Below are 19,747 nucleotides of genomic sequence, written 5' to 3' on the forward strand. Positions count from 1 at the left end.
CCTCGGGCTCGGTTTTTTAAGGGCGTAATAATGGGATGAGGTGACTGGTTTTTAGCGTCAAGCTTGCGGTTATCAAATATACACAAACCGTAACGGCTCAGTTTGTTTTGCAGTACGGCAAATTGGCATTAAGCGATTTAGTATTCCGGCGCAGTTACAGCCTAATCCAGCGACATTCGAAACCGAGTGGGCGGTGATTGAGTCACTCACGCTGGTCACACTTCACCTGGACGCATGGATGTATCAATGGCTCCAGCACGGTTCTGCTTTATGCAGTGATCAGGGCTGTGAGGCGCTCCAAGCGTTTACCAAGTAAAGCGAAACGGATTTCAAAGCATGTGTGTTGGCGCTGACATGACTTTGACCCAGGCTGCTGATTTTGACTGGCCTGAATTCGGTCTCTGAAATCCCGCGCAAAGACATCGTTTACTGAGTATTCGGGTGGGTCAATTATTTCCGGCCCCTGGGTCAATCGCATCAGCGCCAACATTGTGTGAGCTTTCAGCACGCCTTCGCGAGTTTTTATCGTTTGCATAGCACCTTCTGCAGCTCTAGCCTTGAAAGATCCGATAAGCCTTTGGCGATCATAACAAGAGAGGGTTTCGATGAAGTACGCAGATAAAAAAGTCGCGGTAGTCACGGGCGGTGCGATGGGCATTGGAGCTGAAGCTGCCACTTCATTGGCAAAAGACGGTCACCACGTCGTAATTTGCGACATCAACGCGCAAGAATCGGAGCGGTTCTCACGACACCTTCGGGAAGAGGGCTTTACAGCTGATGCCTGCCAGATGGACGTTGGAGCGCTGGACTCTGTCTCTGATGCGTTTTCCTGGATTGAGAGAGAGTTTGGCCGCTGTGATGTTTTGGTAAACTCGGCAGGTATCGCCAAAACTATGCCGTTTCTGGACTTCGACCTGGACGTCTTCAACAAAACGATGCTCATCAACGTCACTGGTACATTCATGTGCTGCCAGCTAGCCGCACGTATCATGCGTAAAAATGGTTTTGGCAGGATCATCAATATTGCTTCCGTTGCAGGAATGCGGGCGGTGGGTAAAGGGCGAACTGCCTATGGCACCTCCAAAGGTGCGGTGATCGCAATGACCCGACAGATGGCGGTAGAGCTGAATGAGTTTGGCATCACGGCTAATGCTATTGCCCCTGGGCCGGTTGATACCCCCATGACCAAAGAGCTACACAGCGATGCTTTCCGCCAGGCATACAGCAATGCCATCCCGGCCAAGCGATACGGAACTACTCAAGAGATCGCAGGTGCGGTGAGTTATCTTGCGTCTGATGTAGCAGCTTATGTGAATGGCATCGTGTTGCCAGTTGACGGTGGATTCCTCGCATGGGGTGCGGGTGATCTTTAATCGCCGTCATCGCGAGCGCCCATTAGGGCGCTCGTTCAACTGTCAGACATTTCCTTCCTGATCCACTTTTCGAGATCTGCAGTGTCAGACCGCAACCTCGCGTTGGGAGAGACCCACAAAACCAGCTTGGCCGCGCCTTGAACGAAGCCAAAAGGTGCTACCAGTGCGCCACTCTCAAGCTCCGCCTCAACCAGCATGCGGGGTACGCAGGCAAATCCCAGTCCCACCTTGGCCGCTTGTATCAACAGATAAAAGTGTTCAAAAAACTCCATCTCCAGTAAGTCACTTGCATCTACCTGTAGCGATGAGTACCAGTCTTTCCAGGCCTGAGGCCGGGTTTTGGTGGTCAATAGTCGCTCTTTGCTGAGGTCGCTCACGTCTCGAACACCTGAAGTAGCGAGGTAATCAGGCGAACAAATAGCTCCCACCCATTCATTGGTAAGCGCTATAGGCTCGATACCTGGAGGGGGTTCAATGCTATCCAGTCGTATCGCGACACTAACTCCCTCCTGAGCGAAGTCAATTGGGCCGTGCCCCGTTCTTAGACCCAATTCCATGGTGGGAAAACTACTGTGAAGTTTTGCCAGCCGAGGCAGCAGCCAGTGCATCATGATCGACGCAGAACAAGAAAGCTCCAGGGGGCGTGGGCGAACCTCGTCAATGCTTTCCTGGATTAGAGCGAACGCCCTGCTTAGCCCAGCTGCAAGTCTGGCCCCCTCAGGTGTAAGCCTGGTGCCGTGGGCATTCCGAGTGAGAAGAACGACACCTAACGAGTCCTCCAGGCTTCGGATGTGTCGGCTGATAGCGCCATGAGTTACGCATAGCGCGTCTGCCGCATCACTAAAAGTTCCTTTGCGCGCGATCATCTCAAACGCCCTCAGGGCATTGAGCGAAGGCCTGGCGGGTGATGACATTCCAATACCTCTCCGAAGGCGAAGCGCTCTCGTTGGCCTCAGTGGTTAGTGTGAGTTTTACTCACGCTCGCCGGAAATCATATCGATTGGATCGGTGTGGGGTCAATGTATATTGGTTTGAAACTGCTTAGGAAAAAACCGAGCAGATTCACAATAACAACTAAAGTCGAGGCAACCATCATGGTCGATCTCAAGGCCGGGCGAGAGGAGTTTTCTGCCCGCTTTTTTGTGGAGAGCAGCTACCCCATTGAGCGGGTGAGTGAGGTGATCGCAGGTGAGCAGTCGAGCGGCACCTTCATTTCTCTTCCAGGTGAATCGGCAGAGCTCAATGAGCGCTCCCGCGCGCGTGTTGTATCCATCGATCCTCTTCCAGAAACTACAGGTGCATCGCTTTATAGCGAATTCTTATCCAGGCGTAACCCTTCTGATAAGTATTACCGTGGGGAAGTTGCCATCGCTTTTCCAACGGCCAACATCGGGAATAACATTCCCGCCTTGTTGACTACTATTGCCGGTAATCTTTTTGAAATCGGCGAAGTAAGCGGTCTCCGAATTCTTGACCTGGAACTTCCTGAGCGATTTGCAGCTGGGTTCCAAGGGCCACGATTTGGTATAGAGGGCACGAGGGCTTTATGTGGTGTGCATGACCGTCCCATTATCGGCACCATCATCAAACCTAGCATTGGGTTAACACCAGAGCAAACTGCATCTGTGGCCGATGAACTCTGCACAGGTGGCATTGATTTCCTCAAAGACGATGAGTTGCTCATCGATCCTACTTATGCCTCGTTTGACGCACGCTTGAAGGCTGTGATGCCGATCCTTCATAAGCATGCTGACCGGCTGGGTCGCATGCCAATGTACGCGATCAACATCTCCGGCAGCATCGACGAAATGTTACGCCGGCAAGATGCTGTGTTGGCGGCGGGCGGCACATGCGTGATGCTTTGCCTGAACTGGGTCGGTCATTCTGCGGTCGAGCACATCCGCAAGCATGCACAGCTCCCGATCCATGGTCATCGTGCCGGCTGGGGTGCGTTAACCCGCTACCCTCAACTCGGTTTCTCGTTTGAGGTCTATCAAAAGATTTGGCGACTGGCCGGAATTGATCATCTCCATGTCAATGGGATTCAAAGCAAATTCTGGGAACCGGACGATTCTGTCATTTCATCTGCTAAAAGCTGCCTGGCACCGTTCGCTGGCATACAACCTTTGATGCCGGTGTTTTCCTCCGGTCAATGGGCAGCACAGGCGCCAGTACTGTTCAACAAGCTGAAGTCCGTCGATCTCATGCACCTCGCCGGTGGCGGTATCATCGGCCATCCGTTGGGTATTGCGGCTGGTGTGCAAAGCATGCGTGAAGGATGGGAGGCCGCCGTCCAAAACGTACCGTTGGAGCACTATGCAGAGGGTAAACCTGCTTTATCCGCCGCCTTGCAAAAATTCGGAGGCGTGTAACTCATGAGCTCCTATCAAACCTCCAATCTCTCCCTGGTATTTTATGGAGATGATTTCACTGGTTCGACCGATGCGTTGGAGGTTCTCACGGCAGCTGGGCTCAAGTGCGCATTGTTCTTGACTTCACCTACCCCGGAACTGCTGGCCGAAATGGGTGGATTCGATGCTATCGGAATCGCCGGAGACAGCCGTGCGTTGTCCAACTCGGAGATGGATGATGTGCTGCCTGAGATTTTCCAGGCGATCAAGCGTCTGTCTCCATCGCTCGTTCACTACAAGGTCTGTTCCACATTCGACAGCGCGTCGACTGTAGGCAGCATCGGTCATGTTATTGAGCTGGCTGCACGTACCTTCGGGGCTAAAGGCATCCCGATCATCGCGGGCAATCCGGCACTGGGTCGTTACTGTGTCTTCGGTAACCTGTACGCGCTGTCTAAAACTGATCATACGGTTCATAGGATCGACCGCCATCCGATCATGCGGGCTCACCCGATCACGCCGATGCATGAGGCCGACCTGAGTATCCATATCGGTCAACAAAAAAACTTGTCGATCAGCAAGATCGATATTCGTCAGATGGAGCAAAACTGCGACCTCCCCAATTTGGTAAAAAAACTGGCTGGCCAGCACGATGCCGTATTGTTCGACGGCACAACTGAAGCGCACATGACGACTGCTGGTCGAGTGCTGACTGAGCTGTCATCGAGTGATGCGCCGTTATTTGTAGTCGGCTCTTCCGGTGTCGAATATGGACTGACACAGCACTGGCGTTCAGCCGGCCTGATGGAAGCGCGCAAAGCGCAGATGGAGCCATTGAAGTCGGTAGAGCAGGTGCTGGTTATTTCTGGTAGCGCCTCACCCCTGAGCCAAGCGCAGATCGACGCCGCGATTGATTACGGATTTGTCGAACTTGAAGTTGATGCCGCTGCGTTGATTGTTGACGCTCCCCGGAGTGCAGCGGTACGCGACGTAGTCACTGCTGCAGTATCGCACCTTGAAAAAGGGCGATCCGTGTTGATCCATACGGCCAAGGGGCCGAATGATCCGCGAATTGAGCAGATGATTGAGGCAATGCTTCTCGAAGGCTTGCTTCGTGATGAAGCTAGAGTTCAAGGAGGCAAAAAACTGGCTGTAGAGCTTGGGCGCGTCGTGCTTGAGATTCTTAAAACCTATCCGTTGAAGCGACTGGTTGTATCAGGAGGAGATACTTCTAGTCAGGTTACTAAGATTCTTGCCCCTGATGCTCTGGTCATCAAATCTGAAATTTCGCCTGGAGCTCCGTTGTGTCAGATGCATTCTAATAAGCCTTATCTCTCGAAGTTGGAAGTTGCCCTGAAGGGCGGTCAGATGGGAGATCGAGATTACTTCATCAAAACTTTAAGAGGCGCTTAGTAGTTTATCTGAACGCTCACGCAAACAAGAAAAGATACTTGCATATTTACAATAACAAAAGGTGAAATCATGCAAACCACTATCTCGAATCCTGTCGAGCAAAATCTCGAACATTTGGACGATTGTGAAAAAAAGTCCATGAAGAACGTAGTTGCCGGAAGTCTCTTCGGGACAGCGCTGGAAACTTACGACCTGTATCTCTATGGTACTGCCGCCGCACTGATCTTTGGCCCGCTGTTTTTCCCCGGTAGCGATGACGCTGTTTCTCGTCTTGCATCGCTTGCGTCTTTTGCCATTTCATTTGTGGCGCGTCCACTAGGGTCTCTGGTACTCGGACATTTCGGAGATCGTATTGGCCGCAAGAAACTCCTTTATCTCACCCTTATTGTCATGGGGTTGAGCACTGTTGGTATCGGCCTCCTGCCAACGTATGCGAGCATCGGTATCTGGGCACCAATCATGCTTTGTGTGCTGCGCTTCATCCAAGGCTTCGCCTTTGCTGGTGAGTATAGCGGGGCAGTTTTAATGCTTTTGGAACACGCACCCAGGCGCAAACGAGGGTTTTATGCTGCTATCAACAACATCGGCCCAGTATTTGGTTTCATCGCCTCCGCAGGCATGTTGCTAGCCGTTAGCGCGGTGTTGTCCAAAGAAGATTTCTACTCTTGGGGATGGCGCATTCCATTCGTCGCAAGTATCGTCTTATTGGCTGTCGGAATCTTCGTGCGTTCGAAAGTACCCGAATCGCCGGTGTTTGAGAAAACCGCTAAGAAGCGGGCAGTAACTTCAGAACCATCGCAGTCGCCTGCCATGCGGTTGTTCACCCGATATCCAAAGCAATTGCTGCTGGTTGCAGGTGCGAACATCTGCCATTTCTCCACCTTCTACCTCTTCACAGTGTTCGCACTCAGCTACGGACAGCGGGAGCTTGGGTTGTCTAATGCTTTCGTGCTTTCGGTCGCGATGGTTGCTATTTGTACCCACCTGGTGGTGGTGCCATTTGCCGGTGCCATGGCTGATCGAATCGGTCGACGCAGGATGATGCTCATCGGCTTTGCCGTAACCGCCTTCGCTGCTTTTCCATTCTGGTACCTTTTCTCCACCGGAGAGTTTTGGCCGATGGTCGCAGGCTCCTGCCTATTCATGACTGGCTATGGTTTGGTCTACGGTGCTGTGCCGTCCTTCACTGGCGAGGCGTTTGGACCAAGCGCCCGGTTCACCGGTTTTGCAATGTCCACCAACCTCGGTGGAATCATTGGCGGCGGCACCGCGCCAATCCTGGGAGCATTCCTGCTCAGCCACTATGGTACGCCCTACGCTATTTCCGTACTCACAATAGCGCTTGCAGCGTTTTCAGCACTATGCGTTTTCCTGTCCGCTGAAACCAGGGACACGGATATTGTGGACGAATGACAAGCACGTGTACGACACGCCCGGCGGCGGGGTGTCGTACGTGCCCTGAAGTGTATTGAGCGTCTGTGCTGTTCCATCTACAGCAAATAGCTCTCGTACTTTATTTATAAAGGGACGCTGAGAATTTGCCTCAGCCCCCTGAAAGGAGCTTTGTATGACCATCCGCAGAACTAAGATCGTTGCAACCCTCGGGCCGGCTAGTAGTTCCCCACAAGTGATTGAACAGTTGATACTCGCAGGTCTGGATGTTGCGCGATTGAACTTCTCTCACGGTACTCCCGCCGAGCATATCGCGCGTGCCCGTATGATTCGTGAAATCGCTGCACAGCATGGTAGACACGTTGCTTTGCTAGGCGATTTGCAAGGGCCAAAAATCCGCATCGCCAAGTTCACCAGCAAGCGTGTTGAGTTAAAGGTCGGAGATAAGTTTTTGATCGCTGCGATGAGAGCATAGCCCTTGCTGCTCTGTACACCGCAAATCACTTTCCAGGCGTTAAGGCGATCATCTCTCTGACAGAAAGTGGCTACACGCCATTGATCATGTCCCGCCTACGCTCGCATGTGCCTATCTATGCCATGTCGCCGCATCGGGCTACACAGGCCCGCACATCTATGTTTCGTGGCGTTTACCCGATAGCTTTCGACCTCGTTTCGCTCCCCCTGGAAAGAGTAAGCGATGCGGCAATCAATGAGCTACTCCGGCGTGATCTTGTTGCTTCCGGCGACTGGGTCATTCTCACGAAGGGCGACAGTTACAACGTCGTGGGTGGCATCAATGGACTCAAAATACTTCAGATTCCTAATTCCGTGAGCTCTTCGAGCTCCTCCTGGCACCATCTCGAACACTCCGCTTCAGCAATGCTTTACGCGAGGATTCGATAGCTGGGCTCTACTGGCCCGAAGCATCGACTATAGGAAACACCGGCTGAAGTCCATGCCGTCGGAGCCAGTCACATACCCGTCGCATTAATCATCGGCATTTTTCTTACTCATATACCTAAAGAGGCATCCAAAGCACCTGAGTTTATGGCAATACTGTTTTGAGGAGCCTGTCCTTCAAATCCACATCAACCCGTTGGAATGGAGCCTCTTTTTCGAGGAGTAAAATGGCTACTCGCTGAACAAACGGACAAAGCCCGTGGCTAACAAGCGTGAGCCGTGATTGCGACATTTGAATACCCACTGTTATTTCGACAGCAGCCGCTTCCGAGCGGGAAGCGGGCTGTATAGAAGTGAAGTTGTGACTAGCCCATTAAAGCGAGCGCCCACCATCAACAATAATTTCCGTTCCGACCGTCCAACGAGACTCGTCCGACGCGAGGTACAGCACCGCCTTAGCTACTTCTTCAGGCGTGCCGAAACGGCCAAAGGGTATAGTCGCAGCAATATCTTTGTTGACCTGCTCGCGGTAGGCATCGGGTATACCCGCCTTGTCGTACAGCGGAGTATCGATCGGGCCAGGGCTGATCGCGTTTACACGAACACCACGCGGGAGAAGCTCGCTAGAGAGCGTTTTCGACATGTTCAGAAACGCCGCCTTCGTTGCCGCATAAACGGATGAACGCGCGACGCCCAGGTGCGCACTTACCGAGGTGTTAAGAATCACCGATGCAGGATTGGAAAAGGCCGGCAGCAGTGCTTGCAGGAGGAAGTAAGGGCCTTTGACATTGATGTCGAAGGAGCGATCAAACATCTCCTCGTTCCAGTCTTCGATTGGCATCCAGACGGATACGCCAGCATTGAGGAATGCAACGTCGAGCTGCCCGTAATGAGACTGAACAGCCTGCGCCAGCTCCTTCTGGGCTGCGACACTAGCTGAGTCGGCTCGCAGCACCAGGACTTCGCTACCTAAAATAGCTTGAGCATTTGCCATGGACTCAGGATTAACACCTGTGACGATCACGCGTGCGCCTTCGGCGAGAAATTGCTTGGCGGTCTCCAGACCGATGCCGCTTGTACCGCCAGTGATGAGGGTACGCTTGCCTTGTAAACGGGACATGTAAATTTTCTCTCTGTTGGGGGCGGCCAGCCGGACGACTGACCTTCTGAGAGCAACTATGTATTCATGCCGGCGCGCTGATAAGATGGGCAAACAGAATAGATCTCATGCAAAATCTGCATGAAAAGGGGCGTGATGGACCGGTTGTTACTGATGAGCTGTTTTGTACGCGCTGTCGAGACAGGTAGTTTTTCTGCTGCGGGACGTGGTCTAGGACTAGGGCAACCGAGCGTCAGTCGTTACGTCGCTGCTCTTGAAGACCATTTGCAAACCAGGCTGCTTCACCGATCCACACGAAAGCTGATGCTCACGCCCGAGGGTGAACGGTACTACGCAGATGCGCGGCGTATTCTGGACTCAGTGGAACAGTCAGAGTCCTCACTGAGAGGGAACGTAGCGCCGTCTGGGTTACTGCGCGTCGCTTGCCCGACCGCATTGGCTCATACCTTCATCGTACCGCACGTCGCGAGCTTTCTAGGGCGCTATCCCGAACTGTCGCTCGATCTTCAAATCAATGATCGCTACGTCAATTTAGTCGACGAGGGGGCAGAACTCGCGATTCGTATTGGGCACCTGGAGGACAGTGCAATGCGAGCCCGGCCACTAGCGTGGTTCGAGCGTGTGTGCGTTGCCAGCCGTGCGTACCTAGAGAAACGTGGCTCTCCCTCTTCGCCTGATGACCTGAAGGAACACGACTGCCTCATTTATACCCTCCTATCCACTGGAACCAACTGGCGGTTTAAGGATACTGATGTCCCGATCTCCGGACGACTGCGTGTCAACTCGCCTGAGGCGATACGTGAGTACGTCAATGCAGGATTGGGAATCGCGCAGGGGCCTCATTGGCTTTATGAGGAAGGGCTGAGAAGTGGCAATCTTCAATTGCTGCTTAACGAATACGTGGCGCCACCCGTCCCAATCCAAGTCGTATACTTAGCGAATCGGCTGCTGCCCCAGCGAGCCATCGTTTTCATGGATTTTATGGCGGATGTTTTTGCTGCATTCCATGAGCGCCCTAAATAGCCCCCTAGCCCAAGCCCAGGGTGCGAACGGAGAATCATCAGCATGGCGGCCCCTTGGGCGAAAATCGCTACACACTCACCATTCTTGCTCGTCAACGGGGCTTTAAGTAGTCACACCGGACTGCAGAGCTTGCCTCTCAAAAGTGTCCTGATTTATTGCCAACGCCGATTCGATACATCTCTAAATCAAAGGTGCAACGCTCATCTCAAGAAAACGGGGGCATATTAGAAAACGTAGGAAAACGGGGGCAGATTTATTTATTTGAATCACCGACCGCTTCTTGGCCGATTGCTGCCTGTGCGTTGGGAAGCAATCGGCCAAAACGGTCATTCGTGCGTGTTGTCCAACGACGAAGCGAGTCAGCGCCCTTTGTGCAACATCCATTTATCCCCTCTACGACTGAATCTACGATTGAATAGATAATGATGCGGTCATTTGCGCGTGACACACCGCCAGAATTTCATCGGCCAACGCCGAGTCGTCAGGACAGGCGCGCGATAACATGATCGCGCCGACTGCGCGCGCTAGCAGGTCGATCATTTTCACCCTCGCCTCACCCGGCGCCGCGCCCGGCCCGGTCGGGTATTTTTCGCCAAGCGTTTGCAACGTGCGCTCGATGCCTTCAGCGAATGTCGACTTCAAATCGCCGGACTGACGCGCAGCGTCGCCGCACAACGCCGCCATGGTGCAACCCGTGGCGCGCCCGTCGCGATGATCCCTGGACATATACACATCGATGAAATCCTTCATGCTCAATGCTTCAGCACTGGCCAGTGACTGCGCAAGACTGTTGGCCGAGGCTTCGGCCATCAGGTCAGCCTTCGAACCGAAATGTTTATAGAAACCGCCATGGGTGAAACCGGCGGCGGCCATCAGGTCGGCCACGCCGACACCGTCAAAACCGCGCTCGCGAAACACGACTGAGGCCGTTTCGACGATGTGCTCCCGATTTGCCTGGGCCTGGGCCTTGGACACTCGCATGTTCGATACCTCGCTACCGCTGGAAATTCATCGGCTGATGATACATAGATGTCGACCATAATCAAAATTGTTGACAGTTTAGATTTCGATCATCATCCTAAATGCCAGCAATATGAAATTCACCAACGGGCACGGAACACACACCCATGAGCGACCAGAATCTGTTTACCCCTTACATGCTTGGCGCCGTGACGCTGTCGAACCGCGTGGTTCTCGCTCCACTGACGCGCAATCGCGCAGGCAAAGGCTTTGTGCCGAGTGAGTTTGCTGCTGCCTATTACAGCCAGCGGGCCAGCGCGGGCTTGCTAATTTCCGAAGCCTCGCAGATCTCTCAGCAGGGACAGGGCTATCAGGACACACCGGGCATTTACACGCAGTCGCAGATAGAGGGATGGCGCAAGGTGACCGATGCCGTACACGCCAAGGGCGGGAGAATTTTCCTGCAGCTGTGGCATGTGGGCCGTGTTTCCCACGTGGATCTGCAACAGCAAGGCGCGGCGCCGGTGGCCCCTTCCGCGCTTCGTCCCGCGACCAAGGTATTCGTCAACAATCGCTTCGAGGACGTTTCCGAGCCGCGAGCGCTGGAGACTGACGAACTGCCGGGCATCGTCAACGATTTCCGCCAAGCGGCGGCAAACGCCATTGCGGCAGGCTTCGACGGCGTGGAAATCCACGGTGCAAACGGCTATTTGCTGGATCAGTTCATCAAGGACGGCGCCAACCTGCGTACTGATGCCTACGGCGGCTCGATCGAAAACCGTGCGCGCCTGCTGCTGGAAGTAACGGCCGCGGTGGCCGCCGAGATTGGTGCTGACCGCACAGGCATTCGCCTTTCGCCTGTCTCGCCGGCCAATGGTGTATCGAGCAGTGATCCACAGGCTCAATTCGATTACATCGTCGACCAACTCAATGCTCTGGACATCGTTTATCTGCACGTAGTCGAAGGCGCGACCGGTGGGCCACGCGACGTGGCGCCCTTTGATTTCGACGCTTTGCGCCAGCGCTTCAAGAACACCTACATCGCCAACAACGGCTATGACCTGGCCCTGGCCACGGCACGCCTTACGCATGACAAGGCCGACCTGATCGCCTTTGGCCGCCCTTTTATCGGTAACCCTGATCTGGTGGAGCGGCTCAAGAACGGTGCGCCACTGTCCGCCTTCGACCCCTCCACGCTCTACGGCGGCGGTGCGGCGGGATACATCGACTACCCGACGCTTGCCGAATCAAGCGCTGTCGCGAACTAGGCACTGACTGATCGAGCCTGGTTTTAAGTGGGTGATCTGGTCGATGCCGCACTGGTTGGTTTCGACCGTCGCGAACCGGTGACCATTCCTCCGTTGCAAGAAGGCGAGCGTTGGGATGCCTTGCAAGCCGCGCGCCAGGGGCTTTTGTCGCAGATCAGGCAATCCGCCGTGGCGCAACGCTATTTGACTCAGGTCTGAACCATGTCGAGCAGGTCAGCCTCGCCCCGCAATCGGAGGGAATAAACATGACCCCCATGGCTAGCAGCAATCACCCGGGTTCGCAGCCTTCATTTATCAATGCGGTGAACCAGTCGGTTCTGATTGGCGGGATACCTTTCGCCTATCGTGACCTGGGACCCAGGACGGAGGTCCCGCTGGTCATGTTCAACCATTGGGGGGCCGTGCTGGATAACTTTGACCCCCGCATCGTCGACGGTCTGGCAAAAAACCGGCGTGTCATCGCGACCGATTACCGCGGTATCGGTGGCTCGGGCGGCGCCGCGCCATTGACCGTCGGTGAAATGGCTGACGATGCAATCGGCCTGATTCGTGCGCTGGGTTTTGACAAGGTTGACTTGCTCGGTTTTTCACTCGGCGGCTTCGTCGCTCAAGACATCGCCCTGAAAGCTCCCGAACGAGTGCGCAGATTGATCCTCACCGGAAGCGGACCGGCCGGTGGCACAGGCATCGACAGCCTCGGTTCGGTGACCTGGCCCTTGATGATCAAAGGTTTGCTGACGCTGCGAGAACCCAAGTTCTATCTGTTCTTTACCACCACGGCCAATGACCAACGCGCCGCGTCGGAGTATGTGCAACGTTTGAAAGAGCGCCAGGAAGATCGGGACAAAGGCCCGACACCCCGCGCGTTTCTACGGCAGTTCAAAGCCATTACTGCGTGGGGCAGGCAGGCCGCGCAAGATCTCGGTCGCCTGCGGATGCCGACCCTGATCGTCAACGGAGACAACGACATCATGGTGCCCACCGTGAACTCGATCGAGCTGGCGCAGCGAATCCCCAACGCGCAACTGATCATTTATCAGGACGCCGGGCACGGCAGCATTTTCCAGTACCACACCGATTTCGTGGCCAAGGCCGTGGCGTTCCTCGACGCCTGACGGCCTGTGCCTCTAACGCATCAAGGTTGCCGTGGCCGCGCCCATTCTCACTTCACCGACAAGAGTATCTGCAACATGAAGGCATTTTTTATCGACCGCTACGGCAAGCAGAACGGAATGCTTGGCGAAGTGCCCGACCCTGTGGTCGGTGTGCATGACGTTTTGATCCAGGTGCATGCAACGAGCGTGAACCCGTTGGACTCAAAGATCAGAACGGGGGAGTTCAAGCTGATCCTGCCCTATACCTTTCCATTGGTATTGGGCAATGACCTGGCCGGAGTTGTCGTTCGCACGGGGTCGGCGGTGAAGCGATTCAAGCCTGGAGACGAAGTCTATGCCCGTCCTCCCGAGGCACGGATCGGCACCTTTGCCGAACTGATCGCCGTGAACGAAAGCGCGCTCGCGCTGAAACCCTTGAATCTCGATATGGCCGAAGCGGCTTCCATTCCCTTGGCTTTCTTGACGGCCTGGCAGGCGCTGGTTGAGATCGCCCAGGTGAAAAAAGGCCAGAAGGTGTTGATTCATGCCGGATCCGGCGGTGTCGGCACGCTTGCCATCCAGCTCGCCAAACACCTCGGCGCCTTCGTTGCGACCACCACCAGCACGGCGAATGTCGAATGGGTGAAAGCACTCGGGGCGGATGTGGTCATCGATTACAAACAGCAGGATTTTGCAAACGAGTTACGTGATTTCGACGTGGTGTTGAACAGCCTCGGCGCCGATGTACTGGAGAACTCGCTCAAGGTTCTCAAGGCTGGCGGACAGCTCATTTCCCTTTCGGGGCCGCCGACCGCGCAATTTGCCCAAGAGCAAGGTTTGTCCTGGGTGCTGGGGCAAGTCATGCGCCTGCTGAGCAGCGGTATTCGCAGAAAAGCCCGCAAGCACGGGGTGAGCTATACATTTTTGTTTATGCGTGCCAACGGGATGCAACTGCAGAAAATCACCTCGCTAATCGAGGCTGGCGTCATCAAACCGGTCATCGATCGTTCCTTCCCTTTTGAATCGACTGCAGAGGCGTTGCGGTACGTCGAGCAGGGCAGATCAAAAGGCAAAGTCACCATAACAATCAAATAAGCGCACTACAAAAAATGTCAGTAGATAACGTGCATGCCGCCAAGTATCAGACTCCAGCGCCTGAACCAGAGGAGCAACCACCGCACAACAGGCCCACACAGGAGCAGCTGCAATCGGAAGTCGCGCCGGTAGAAAAGCCGATGATCATTTGGCGTAGCTAGGGCAGGGCGAGTTATTCGCCCTGACCCTTAATCAGATGAAAATTCCCGCTCAAAAACTCAAGTCCTGCGTGCAAGACATCAGTACTTCTTGAAGTCGACACCGATTCGGTCGCCCAAATCAGTAAAGCGGTTGACCGGTTGATGGCCGTTTTCTGGCGCCGCCTCTCCCCAAGCAAACCAGACATCCGGCTCGCGAGTATCTCCGACTCGACGCCAGCGACCATCCACCTGCGGATTCTTCAGCGTGCCTAACCCAACTAAGCGGCCCTTAGGGTCGGGGATAAATTCCCATTCTTCACCAAACGCCGAGTAGCGAATGCCTTCTTGCCAATAGCCATTGGCGCCAAAATCCACTGTGCCAGTGACATCATAGGTGAAGCGAACTTCACCTCGTTCATTGGTGAGAATAGCGAATCCAAACTGATCATTGCCCAACGTGAAGTGGCCTGCATCAATACTGCCATCTTTGTAGCGGGTAGCCCACGTGTACCAAACCAGTTCAAGCTTTTCCTGCACCAAGGCGTCCTTGGTCTTGTAGATTTCACCGCCCTCATACATGTAGATGGGATCAAAGCCGATCATCCCACGCACTTTTTTGCCCAGGATGGTCCCTTCCATTTCGAAGATATTGGCAACGTAGTACATGCCTGCATCGGCGCCGGGGAGATACCAATGCATGCCGGGCTTGACGAGCGTCCCGCGGATATCCATGACACCTTCTTCTCGCCAACTGCAGTCTTCTGGACTCCAGGTCACGTGAAAGGGGTTACCAGCCATATTGGGGTCACTTCGCCAGTGAACATGATCAGTCTCAAGCGTCCGGCGACAATTGTCGTTGGGTACAGAGTCCCGGCCGGCAGGATGCATGTGCATGCCATCTTCATGACCTGCTGTGGTCAGCAGGTAAAAACGCCGGCGCGAATCTTTGGCATCTCCAGGCAGGCCAGCGGGGATGCGGCGCATGGCGGTATAAATTTCGCCGTCCTCGTCGCGGAACGTGCCCCACAGGTAAAGCGCTTCCGGTGGCATACCGAAATAGGAGCGATCGGACATCATATCTTCAAGAGTGGGATCAAAGGCGCTCACGAGGGGCTGCCAGCCAAAGCCGCCGCGACGGGGGCGAGTTAGATTGACCATAGAGATTTTCCTTTTTGTTTGTGAGGTCTCGGTTCCGGGCCGTTGAGGCTTGTGGCAAGATTAAAGGGACCTATTTCGTGACGCAAAGCCTTTTGAGGCGAGGTTAAATGCGCCGAGATTAATTTGGGTAAATAGGTTCGTAGTTTCGGACTTTCGCTGTTGATGCATAACGGTTTTTGAGTACGCACATCATTTTTACATAGTAAAAAAATTCTATCGTTACATGTAACGAAAAGGTGGTTCACTTGCCAAAAACAACTGCAGAACGCGTTGCCAGCTTTCGTGCGCGAAAGAAATCTGAAGGATTTACCACCGTGTCGGTGCTTATACCCACGCAAGACACTGAATTGTTTATGGAACTCGCGGCTCAGCGACGCAAGCAGCGAAGCGAGCTGCCTGAAAGCGATTTCGCTTCGCGTCAGTGGCTGGCCGCTGTGGCACTGCATGCTCGAGCACTGAGTACGGGCGGGGAACAAGTAGCCAACGGTCACAGGCAAGGGATGAGCCAGGCTGAAGCGCTGGTTGGCGAAATCATGAAGCGTATCTACCAACTCGGATGGCCCGTAGGGCTGCCTTTGGGGTCGCAGTCGGACTTGATGCAGGAGTACAGAGTCAGTCGTGCAGTTTTACGACAGGCAATTCGTTTACTCGAGCATGATTCGATTGCAATGGTCCAACGAGGTGCAGGGGGCGGCCTGGTAGTAGCTAGGCCCGATATGCAGGCCACTACTCGTGCCATCAAAGTTTATTTGGAGTACGCGAGAATTGGCCCAAGTGAGATTTTAGCTACGCGGCAGACACTGGAGGCCGCCACTGTAAGTCTAGTGGTTGCACGTTTGAATCAGGAAGGGGAGCAGCGTCTGAGGGACCAAATCGCAACTGAGGCGGGGCTGGACGGTCGGGCAGACGCCGATGAGCTTTTGCAATTTCATTTCTTACTCGGTGAATTGTGTGGCGATGCGGCCTTGCGCCTGTTCACCAGCGTGGTCTTGCAATTGGCTGATGCGCATTCGACTTTCCATTTTCGCTCTTTGCATGATCGAAATGCAGTTGTTAAACGGGTTAAACATTTACATGCTCGAATCGCTGAGGCACTTATCGCACGCGACAAAGAACAGGCGTTGGCATTAATGGATCATTATATTGGCGGCATCAAGGCTTGGTTGACTTGAGACCGTGCCATCGCACTTCGATTTTTGGATGGTGTTTTTCAACCGCCTGGCCCCAAAGCGGTCGGTCACGAATGTAGCAACGACTGCCTCGGCAAAACGTGCATTGTCGCATCTGTCCCGGTGACTGGCCCGCTCTACTTGGGCCGCACGAAAATTCCGTAAAGGATGAGATCGATAGCTTCCGGCAAGTAGTCAATTGACATCGATGCTTCGCCGCTGGATGTCGGATGATTAATCACCTTACGTCTGGGCTGCGTAACGAGTATGTCGAAGATGATCGATGCCGCGATTGGAATGGATTTTCCTTCGATCTCACCTCTGGCGGCGGTTTTTTCCAGGACAGATTCAATCAACGACAATCGCCCCTTCTGAATGGTCCCCGAAACCTGCTGGTAAACCTCGGGCATTCGCTGAGAGATCGAGGTGAGAAGCCGTTCGAGCCCGATGACCTCCTGCTGTAAGGAGATCGTGATCATCTCTGCCCCGATATAAAGGAGCTGGTCGCGTAGCGTACCTGCCGGAATGGTATTCGACAGCCGCGTCAGTAACCGCTCAATCCCGTGCTCTATCGCCGCGACCAGGAGGTCGTCACGGTCTCGGAATCGAGTATAAAGCGTGCGTTTGGATACTTTCGCTTCACGAGCAATTTCGCTCAGCGTTACTCCCTCCACACCGTGCCGGCTGTACTCGCGAAGGGCTACTTCAAGAATATGGCCGCGCAATTGTGCCGCGACTTCCCGGCTGGGCCGGCCTCCTTTGCCGGAGCGGCCGTCAGAAACAGCCAGATTTTCTTCGTTATGTTCAATTAATCCCGAATTCACTCGCGTGTTCCCTGAATGGCGTTTTCAGCATAAAAGTGCGGTCCGTCAATAACGGTACCCTAGAGTATACTTTAGGCGCGTAAATCTGTAATTTTCTCGTTGCAACGACTTTCTGCCGTCTGCGTCCTGGCGGCATTCGAACCTGAACACAGAAAATGAAAGGATCGATCAATGAGCGATGATTACAATTCAAAGTACAAGTCCATCAATCATTCCCACTCGGCGATTACGCTCGATGATGAGGGAACGCATTTCGACTCACTGTCGAAACCTGCGGCAGAAACGGATTTTTGGGAAGAGACGGCACTGGGGCTGGTCGGGCAGGCCGGTGACAATGATGTGCTCCTCTGGGCTGCCGGTTATTTCCTGTCTGGCAACGGTAAGGGCATCTGGGGGGAGGGCATCACCGCCGAGCGCGAGATACAGCTTATTGTTGTTCCACGGGCGCAACGGGGGACGATGAGTGACAACAACTTCCTGCGCGTTGGCTGGACGCCATCCGAAAGACTGTCCACCGATCAGGTCAAGGTTTCACGCGACGATGAACGCGTCATCTGGGATTTCGACGGCTTGCGTTTCGAAGCTGCGCCACCGAACTTGGCGCTGAAGGGGGAGGCCGGGGGCGCCCATTTCGATCTTACTTATGAGCAAAATGGCACTCCACTCTGGAATTGGGGCCCCTTCGCGAACGCCGCTCAGTCCGATCGCGCGGGTTACGACGCGTTCGTGACCGCCAGCGGCACCATTAAGTTGCCTGAACAGACGCTGGAACTGATCAACGCTTACGGCGTACGAGAACATATCCTGACCGGGCAAATGAACGACCCGGTGAAGAATCTCCCTGCACCCAACTGGATGTGGTGGCTCTACACCATTGAAGGGGACGTCAAGGTCAATTTCTTCCAGATCAACGATCAGATGCAACTCGGTTTCGTGAAATATGGCGAACACGAGCAGGTGAACATTTCCTCGCAGAACGAAGAGGAGAAGATTCGCTTCGTTGTGACGGAGAAATGGGAGGATCCGCGGACAGGTATGAATCTACCGGTCAAATGGAGACTGGATATGGAGCGAGCGGGTTGCAAGGTGGCCGTGGACATCGCCGCCCATGGTCGCGCCTACAGCCATTGGCCAACGGCGCATGGCACCCGCATGTATTGCTATTTGCTTTCCACGATGACCGGGACGGTGGACTTGCCAGATGGACGGACAATTGAGCTCAAGGAACACCTGACGGTCAACTCCTTCTGTCGCACCATTTTGACTGCGACTGAAAGCACTACGGGCTCTGCAGCGCAACGCCCTGTTTAACCGACATACACCGAGGGCGGTCGGCCAGGTTCAGCGGCCGCTCCTCTCTGACTTCATCCTGCGGACCAGCGAAGCTTCATTCCGTCTCACACTGTGTTATAAATTCACGATGCGGATGATAAATTCGCAGTGCAAATTAAAACAATAATCATCAGAACAGTGTCGTCTTCCAGTGCAGACCTTGGATGACGAGGAGAACAACCATGAACAAACAGGAACTTCGTTTCGACGGGCAAGTCGCGATCGTTTCAGGAGCGGGCCGTGGCTTGGGCCGAGCGATAGCATTGAATCTTGCTGCACGTGGTGCCGCCGTTGTGGTCAACGATTATGGATGCGCCCTCACGGGCGAACAGGGCGGTAATGCGGGCCCTGCGGAGTCTGTCGTCGCGCAGATACGTGCGGCAGGCGGCGTGGCTGTGCCAGTCGTGGCCGATATTGGCAGTGCTCAAGGTGTTGGCGAAGTGATCAAGGCCGCCGTTGCATTGGGCGGTGTACATATAGTCATCCACAACGCCAGCCCGGTGATGCCCATGACTTCCCTCGAGGAGGCGGCGCAGGAAGGTTTTGACACGAGCCTGAGAGTGAACGCTGTGGGCAGTTGGGAGCTTGCCCGTCAGTGTTGGCCGCTTTTCCGCGCCCAGGGATATGGGCGCATGGTATTGATCAATTCCGCGGCGGGGCTTTGGGGGCGAGTAGGCATGCCGGCGTATTCGATGGCAAAGTCGGCGATGTCGGGTTTTGCCAAGTACCTGGCCAAGGAGGGGGAGGACCATGGCATTCGCGTCAATTGCATCGCGCCAGTGGCCGCGACACGCGCTTGGGACGGCCAGGATGTACCCGAGGCACTTACACAGCTGACGACTGCAGAGTACGTCGCTGAATCCGTCGCACTCTTCGCGCATCGTTCATGCCCGGTCAATGGCGAGCTTTTTCACAGCGTGGGTCAGCATCTGTCCCGCGTTGTCGTCGGCCAGACCCGGGGGAACGCCTTTGAGTCGGCTGAAGCGCTGCTTGACGGGTTCAACGAGGTGATGGATGTCACCGGTATGGACCTGCCAGAGGAAGCCAATCAATCTGGGGCGGTGATTGCCGGTCGACTCTTCGAGCGCGAGGCGCGGCGTCGCTGAGTTCAAGTTCGACCGTCGCTGTACGAGCA

The 19,747-nt window shown here is 54.6% G+C and carries 16 protein-coding genes and 2 pseudogenes; 13 read left to right on the forward strand and 5 right to left on the reverse strand.

Features of this window, described 5'->3' with window-relative positions; all coding sequences use genetic code 11:
* Nucleotides 1-605 precede the first annotated feature (605 nt).
* Nucleotides 606-1,373, forward strand: a complete 768-nt coding sequence (locus J2W17_RS18580; protein WP_307337211.1) for an SDR family NAD(P)-dependent oxidoreductase — start codon at nt 606-608, stop codon at nt 1,371-1,373.
* A 35-nt stretch (nt 1,374-1,408) separates the two neighbouring features.
* Here the strand turns inward: J2W17_RS18580 and J2W17_RS18585 are convergent, their stop codons facing one another.
* A complete protein-coding gene (locus J2W17_RS18585) occupies nt 1,409-2,287 on the reverse strand; it encodes a LysR substrate-binding domain-containing protein (RefSeq protein WP_307337214.1) in 879 nt (292 codons plus the stop codon).
* 180 nt (nt 2,288-2,467) lie between these two features.
* On the opposite strand from J2W17_RS18585, the gene J2W17_RS18590 reads away from it, so the two are divergent.
* The 4 genes and pseudogenes from J2W17_RS18590 to J2W17_RS18605 form a co-directional block, all read left to right on the forward strand.
* Entirely contained in the window at nt 2,468-3,745 is a 1,278-nt protein-coding gene (locus J2W17_RS18590; protein WP_307337218.1) for a ribulose-bisphosphate carboxylase large subunit family protein, read from the forward strand.
* 3 nt (nt 3,746-3,748) lie between these two features.
* On the forward strand, nt 3,749-5,137 hold the full coding sequence (locus J2W17_RS18595) for a four-carbon acid sugar kinase family protein (RefSeq protein ID WP_307337222.1): 1,389 nt from the start codon (nt 3,749-3,751) through the stop codon (nt 5,135-5,137).
* A gap of 69 nt (nt 5,138-5,206) precedes the next feature.
* Nucleotides 5,207-6,550, forward strand: a complete 1,344-nt coding sequence (locus tag J2W17_RS18600) for an MFS transporter (RefSeq protein WP_307337225.1) — start codon at nt 5,207-5,209, stop codon at nt 6,548-6,550.
* A gap of 154 nt (nt 6,551-6,704) precedes the next feature.
* Nucleotides 6,705-7,363: pseudogene (locus J2W17_RS18605) on the forward strand (pyruvate kinase); the annotation flags it as partial.
* 439 nt (nt 7,364-7,802) lie between these two features.
* On the opposite strand, the gene J2W17_RS18610 reads toward J2W17_RS18605, so the two are convergent.
* A complete protein-coding gene (locus J2W17_RS18610; RefSeq protein ID WP_307337229.1) occupies nt 7,803-8,549 on the reverse strand; it encodes an SDR family oxidoreductase in 747 nt (248 codons plus the stop codon).
* A 135-nt stretch (nt 8,550-8,684) separates the two neighbouring features.
* On the opposite strand from J2W17_RS18610, the gene J2W17_RS18615 reads away from it, so the two are divergent.
* Entirely contained in the window at nt 8,685-9,572 is an 888-nt protein-coding gene (locus J2W17_RS18615; RefSeq protein WP_307337233.1) for a LysR family transcriptional regulator, read from the forward strand.
* 405 nt (nt 9,573-9,977) lie between these two features.
* On the opposite strand, the gene J2W17_RS18620 is transcribed toward J2W17_RS18615, so the two are convergent.
* Nucleotides 9,978-10,553 (reverse strand): TetR/AcrR family transcriptional regulator, encoded by a 576-nt coding sequence (locus tag J2W17_RS18620; RefSeq protein WP_307337236.1) that lies wholly within the window; start codon nt 10,551-10,553, stop codon nt 9,978-9,980.
* A 146-nt stretch (nt 10,554-10,699) separates the two neighbouring features.
* Between J2W17_RS18620 and J2W17_RS18625 the strand changes: the two genes are divergently transcribed.
* The 4 genes and pseudogenes from J2W17_RS18625 to J2W17_RS18640 all read left to right on the forward strand — a co-directional run bounded on the left by J2W17_RS18625 (nt 10,700) and on the right by J2W17_RS18640 (nt 13,989).
* Nucleotides 10,700-11,800 (forward strand): alkene reductase, encoded by a 1,101-nt coding sequence (locus J2W17_RS18625; RefSeq protein WP_307337239.1) that lies wholly within the window; start codon nt 10,700-10,702, stop codon nt 11,798-11,800.
* A gap of 27 nt (nt 11,801-11,827) precedes the next feature.
* Nucleotides 11,828-11,998: pseudogene (locus J2W17_RS18630) on the forward strand (SDR family NAD(P)-dependent oxidoreductase); the annotation flags it as partial.
* A gap of 47 nt (nt 11,999-12,045) precedes the next feature.
* A complete protein-coding gene (locus tag J2W17_RS18635) occupies nt 12,046-12,915 on the forward strand; it encodes an alpha/beta fold hydrolase (RefSeq protein ID WP_307337243.1) in 870 nt (289 codons plus the stop codon).
* Between the two features lie 75 nt (nt 12,916-12,990).
* Entirely contained in the window at nt 12,991-13,989 is a 999-nt protein-coding gene (locus J2W17_RS18640) for an NADP-dependent oxidoreductase (protein ID WP_307337248.1), read from the forward strand.
* A 239-nt stretch (nt 13,990-14,228) separates the two neighbouring features.
* Here the strand turns inward: J2W17_RS18640 and J2W17_RS18645 are convergent, their stop codons facing one another.
* On the reverse strand, nt 14,229-15,287 hold the full coding sequence (locus J2W17_RS18645) for a hypothetical protein (protein WP_307337251.1): 1,059 nt from the start codon (nt 15,285-15,287) through the stop codon (nt 14,229-14,231).
* Nucleotides 15,288-15,532: 245 nt separating this feature from the next.
* Between J2W17_RS18645 and J2W17_RS18650 the strand changes: the two genes are divergently transcribed.
* On the forward strand, nt 15,533-16,459 hold the full coding sequence (locus tag J2W17_RS18650) for a FadR/GntR family transcriptional regulator (RefSeq protein ID WP_307337253.1): 927 nt from the start codon (nt 15,533-15,535) through the stop codon (nt 16,457-16,459).
* A gap of 134 nt (nt 16,460-16,593) precedes the next feature.
* Here the strand turns inward: J2W17_RS18650 and J2W17_RS18655 are convergent, their stop codons facing one another.
* Nucleotides 16,594-17,280: a TetR/AcrR family transcriptional regulator gene (locus tag J2W17_RS18655; RefSeq protein ID WP_307337258.1), complete on the reverse strand. Its 687-nt coding sequence runs from the start codon at nt 17,278-17,280 to the stop codon at nt 16,594-16,596.
* A gap of 171 nt (nt 17,281-17,451) precedes the next feature.
* Here J2W17_RS18655 and J2W17_RS18660 point away from each other — a divergent pair, with 171 nt between their 5' ends.
* Nucleotides 17,452-18,591, forward strand: coding sequence for a hypothetical protein (locus J2W17_RS18660; protein WP_307337260.1), 1,140 nt, complete (start codon nt 17,452-17,454; stop codon nt 18,589-18,591).
* A gap of 203 nt (nt 18,592-18,794) precedes the next feature.
* Nucleotides 18,795-19,718 carry an SDR family NAD(P)-dependent oxidoreductase gene (locus tag J2W17_RS18665; RefSeq protein WP_307337263.1) on the forward strand — a complete coding sequence of 308 codons (924 nt, stop codon included), beginning with the start codon at nt 18,795-18,797 and terminating at the stop codon, nt 19,716-19,718.
* Nucleotides 19,719-19,747: the final 29 nt, after the last annotated feature.

Origin of the sequence: Pseudomonas lini, assembly GCF_030812475.1 — a bacterium.
Lineage (GTDB): Bacteria > Pseudomonadota > Gammaproteobacteria > Pseudomonadales > Pseudomonadaceae > Aquipseudomonas > Aquipseudomonas lini_A.

Coding starts and splice junctions, on each gene's coding strand:
- J2W17_RS18640 (WP_307337248.1), top strand. CDS start 12,991: ATGAAGGCATTTTTTATCGACCGCTACGGCAAGCAGAACGGAATGCTT.
- J2W17_RS18625 (WP_307337239.1), top strand. CDS start 10,700: ATGAGCGACCAGAATCTGTTTACCCCTTACATGCTTGGCGCCGTGACG.
- J2W17_RS18635 (WP_307337243.1), top strand. CDS start 12,046: ATGACCCCCATGGCTAGCAGCAATCACCCGGGTTCGCAGCCTTCATTT.
- J2W17_RS18585 (WP_307337214.1), bottom strand. CDS start 2,287: ATGTCATCACCCGCCAGGCCTTCGCTCAATGCCCTGAGGGCGTTTGAG.
- J2W17_RS18610 (WP_307337229.1), bottom strand. CDS start 8,549: ATGTCCCGTTTACAAGGCAAGCGTACCCTCATCACTGGCGGTACAAGC.
- J2W17_RS18665 (WP_307337263.1), top strand. CDS start 18,795: ATGAACAAACAGGAACTTCGTTTCGACGGGCAAGTCGCGATCGTTTCA.
- J2W17_RS18600 (WP_307337225.1), top strand. CDS start 5,207: ATGCAAACCACTATCTCGAATCCTGTCGAGCAAAATCTCGAACATTTG.
- J2W17_RS18660 (WP_307337260.1), top strand. CDS start 17,452: ATGAGCGATGATTACAATTCAAAGTACAAGTCCATCAATCATTCCCAC.
- J2W17_RS18580 (WP_307337211.1), top strand. CDS start 606: ATGAAGTACGCAGATAAAAAAGTCGCGGTAGTCACGGGCGGTGCGATG.
- J2W17_RS18615 (WP_307337233.1), top strand. CDS start 8,685: ATGGACCGGTTGTTACTGATGAGCTGTTTTGTACGCGCTGTCGAGACA.
- J2W17_RS18595 (WP_307337222.1), top strand. CDS start 3,749: ATGAGCTCCTATCAAACCTCCAATCTCTCCCTGGTATTTTATGGAGAT.
- J2W17_RS18645 (WP_307337251.1), bottom strand. CDS start 15,287: ATGGTCAATCTAACTCGCCCCCGTCGCGGCGGCTTTGGCTGGCAGCCC.
- J2W17_RS18590 (WP_307337218.1), top strand. CDS start 2,468: ATGGTCGATCTCAAGGCCGGGCGAGAGGAGTTTTCTGCCCGCTTTTTT.
- J2W17_RS18620 (WP_307337236.1), bottom strand. CDS start 10,553: ATGCGAGTGTCCAAGGCCCAGGCCCAGGCAAATCGGGAGCACATCGTC.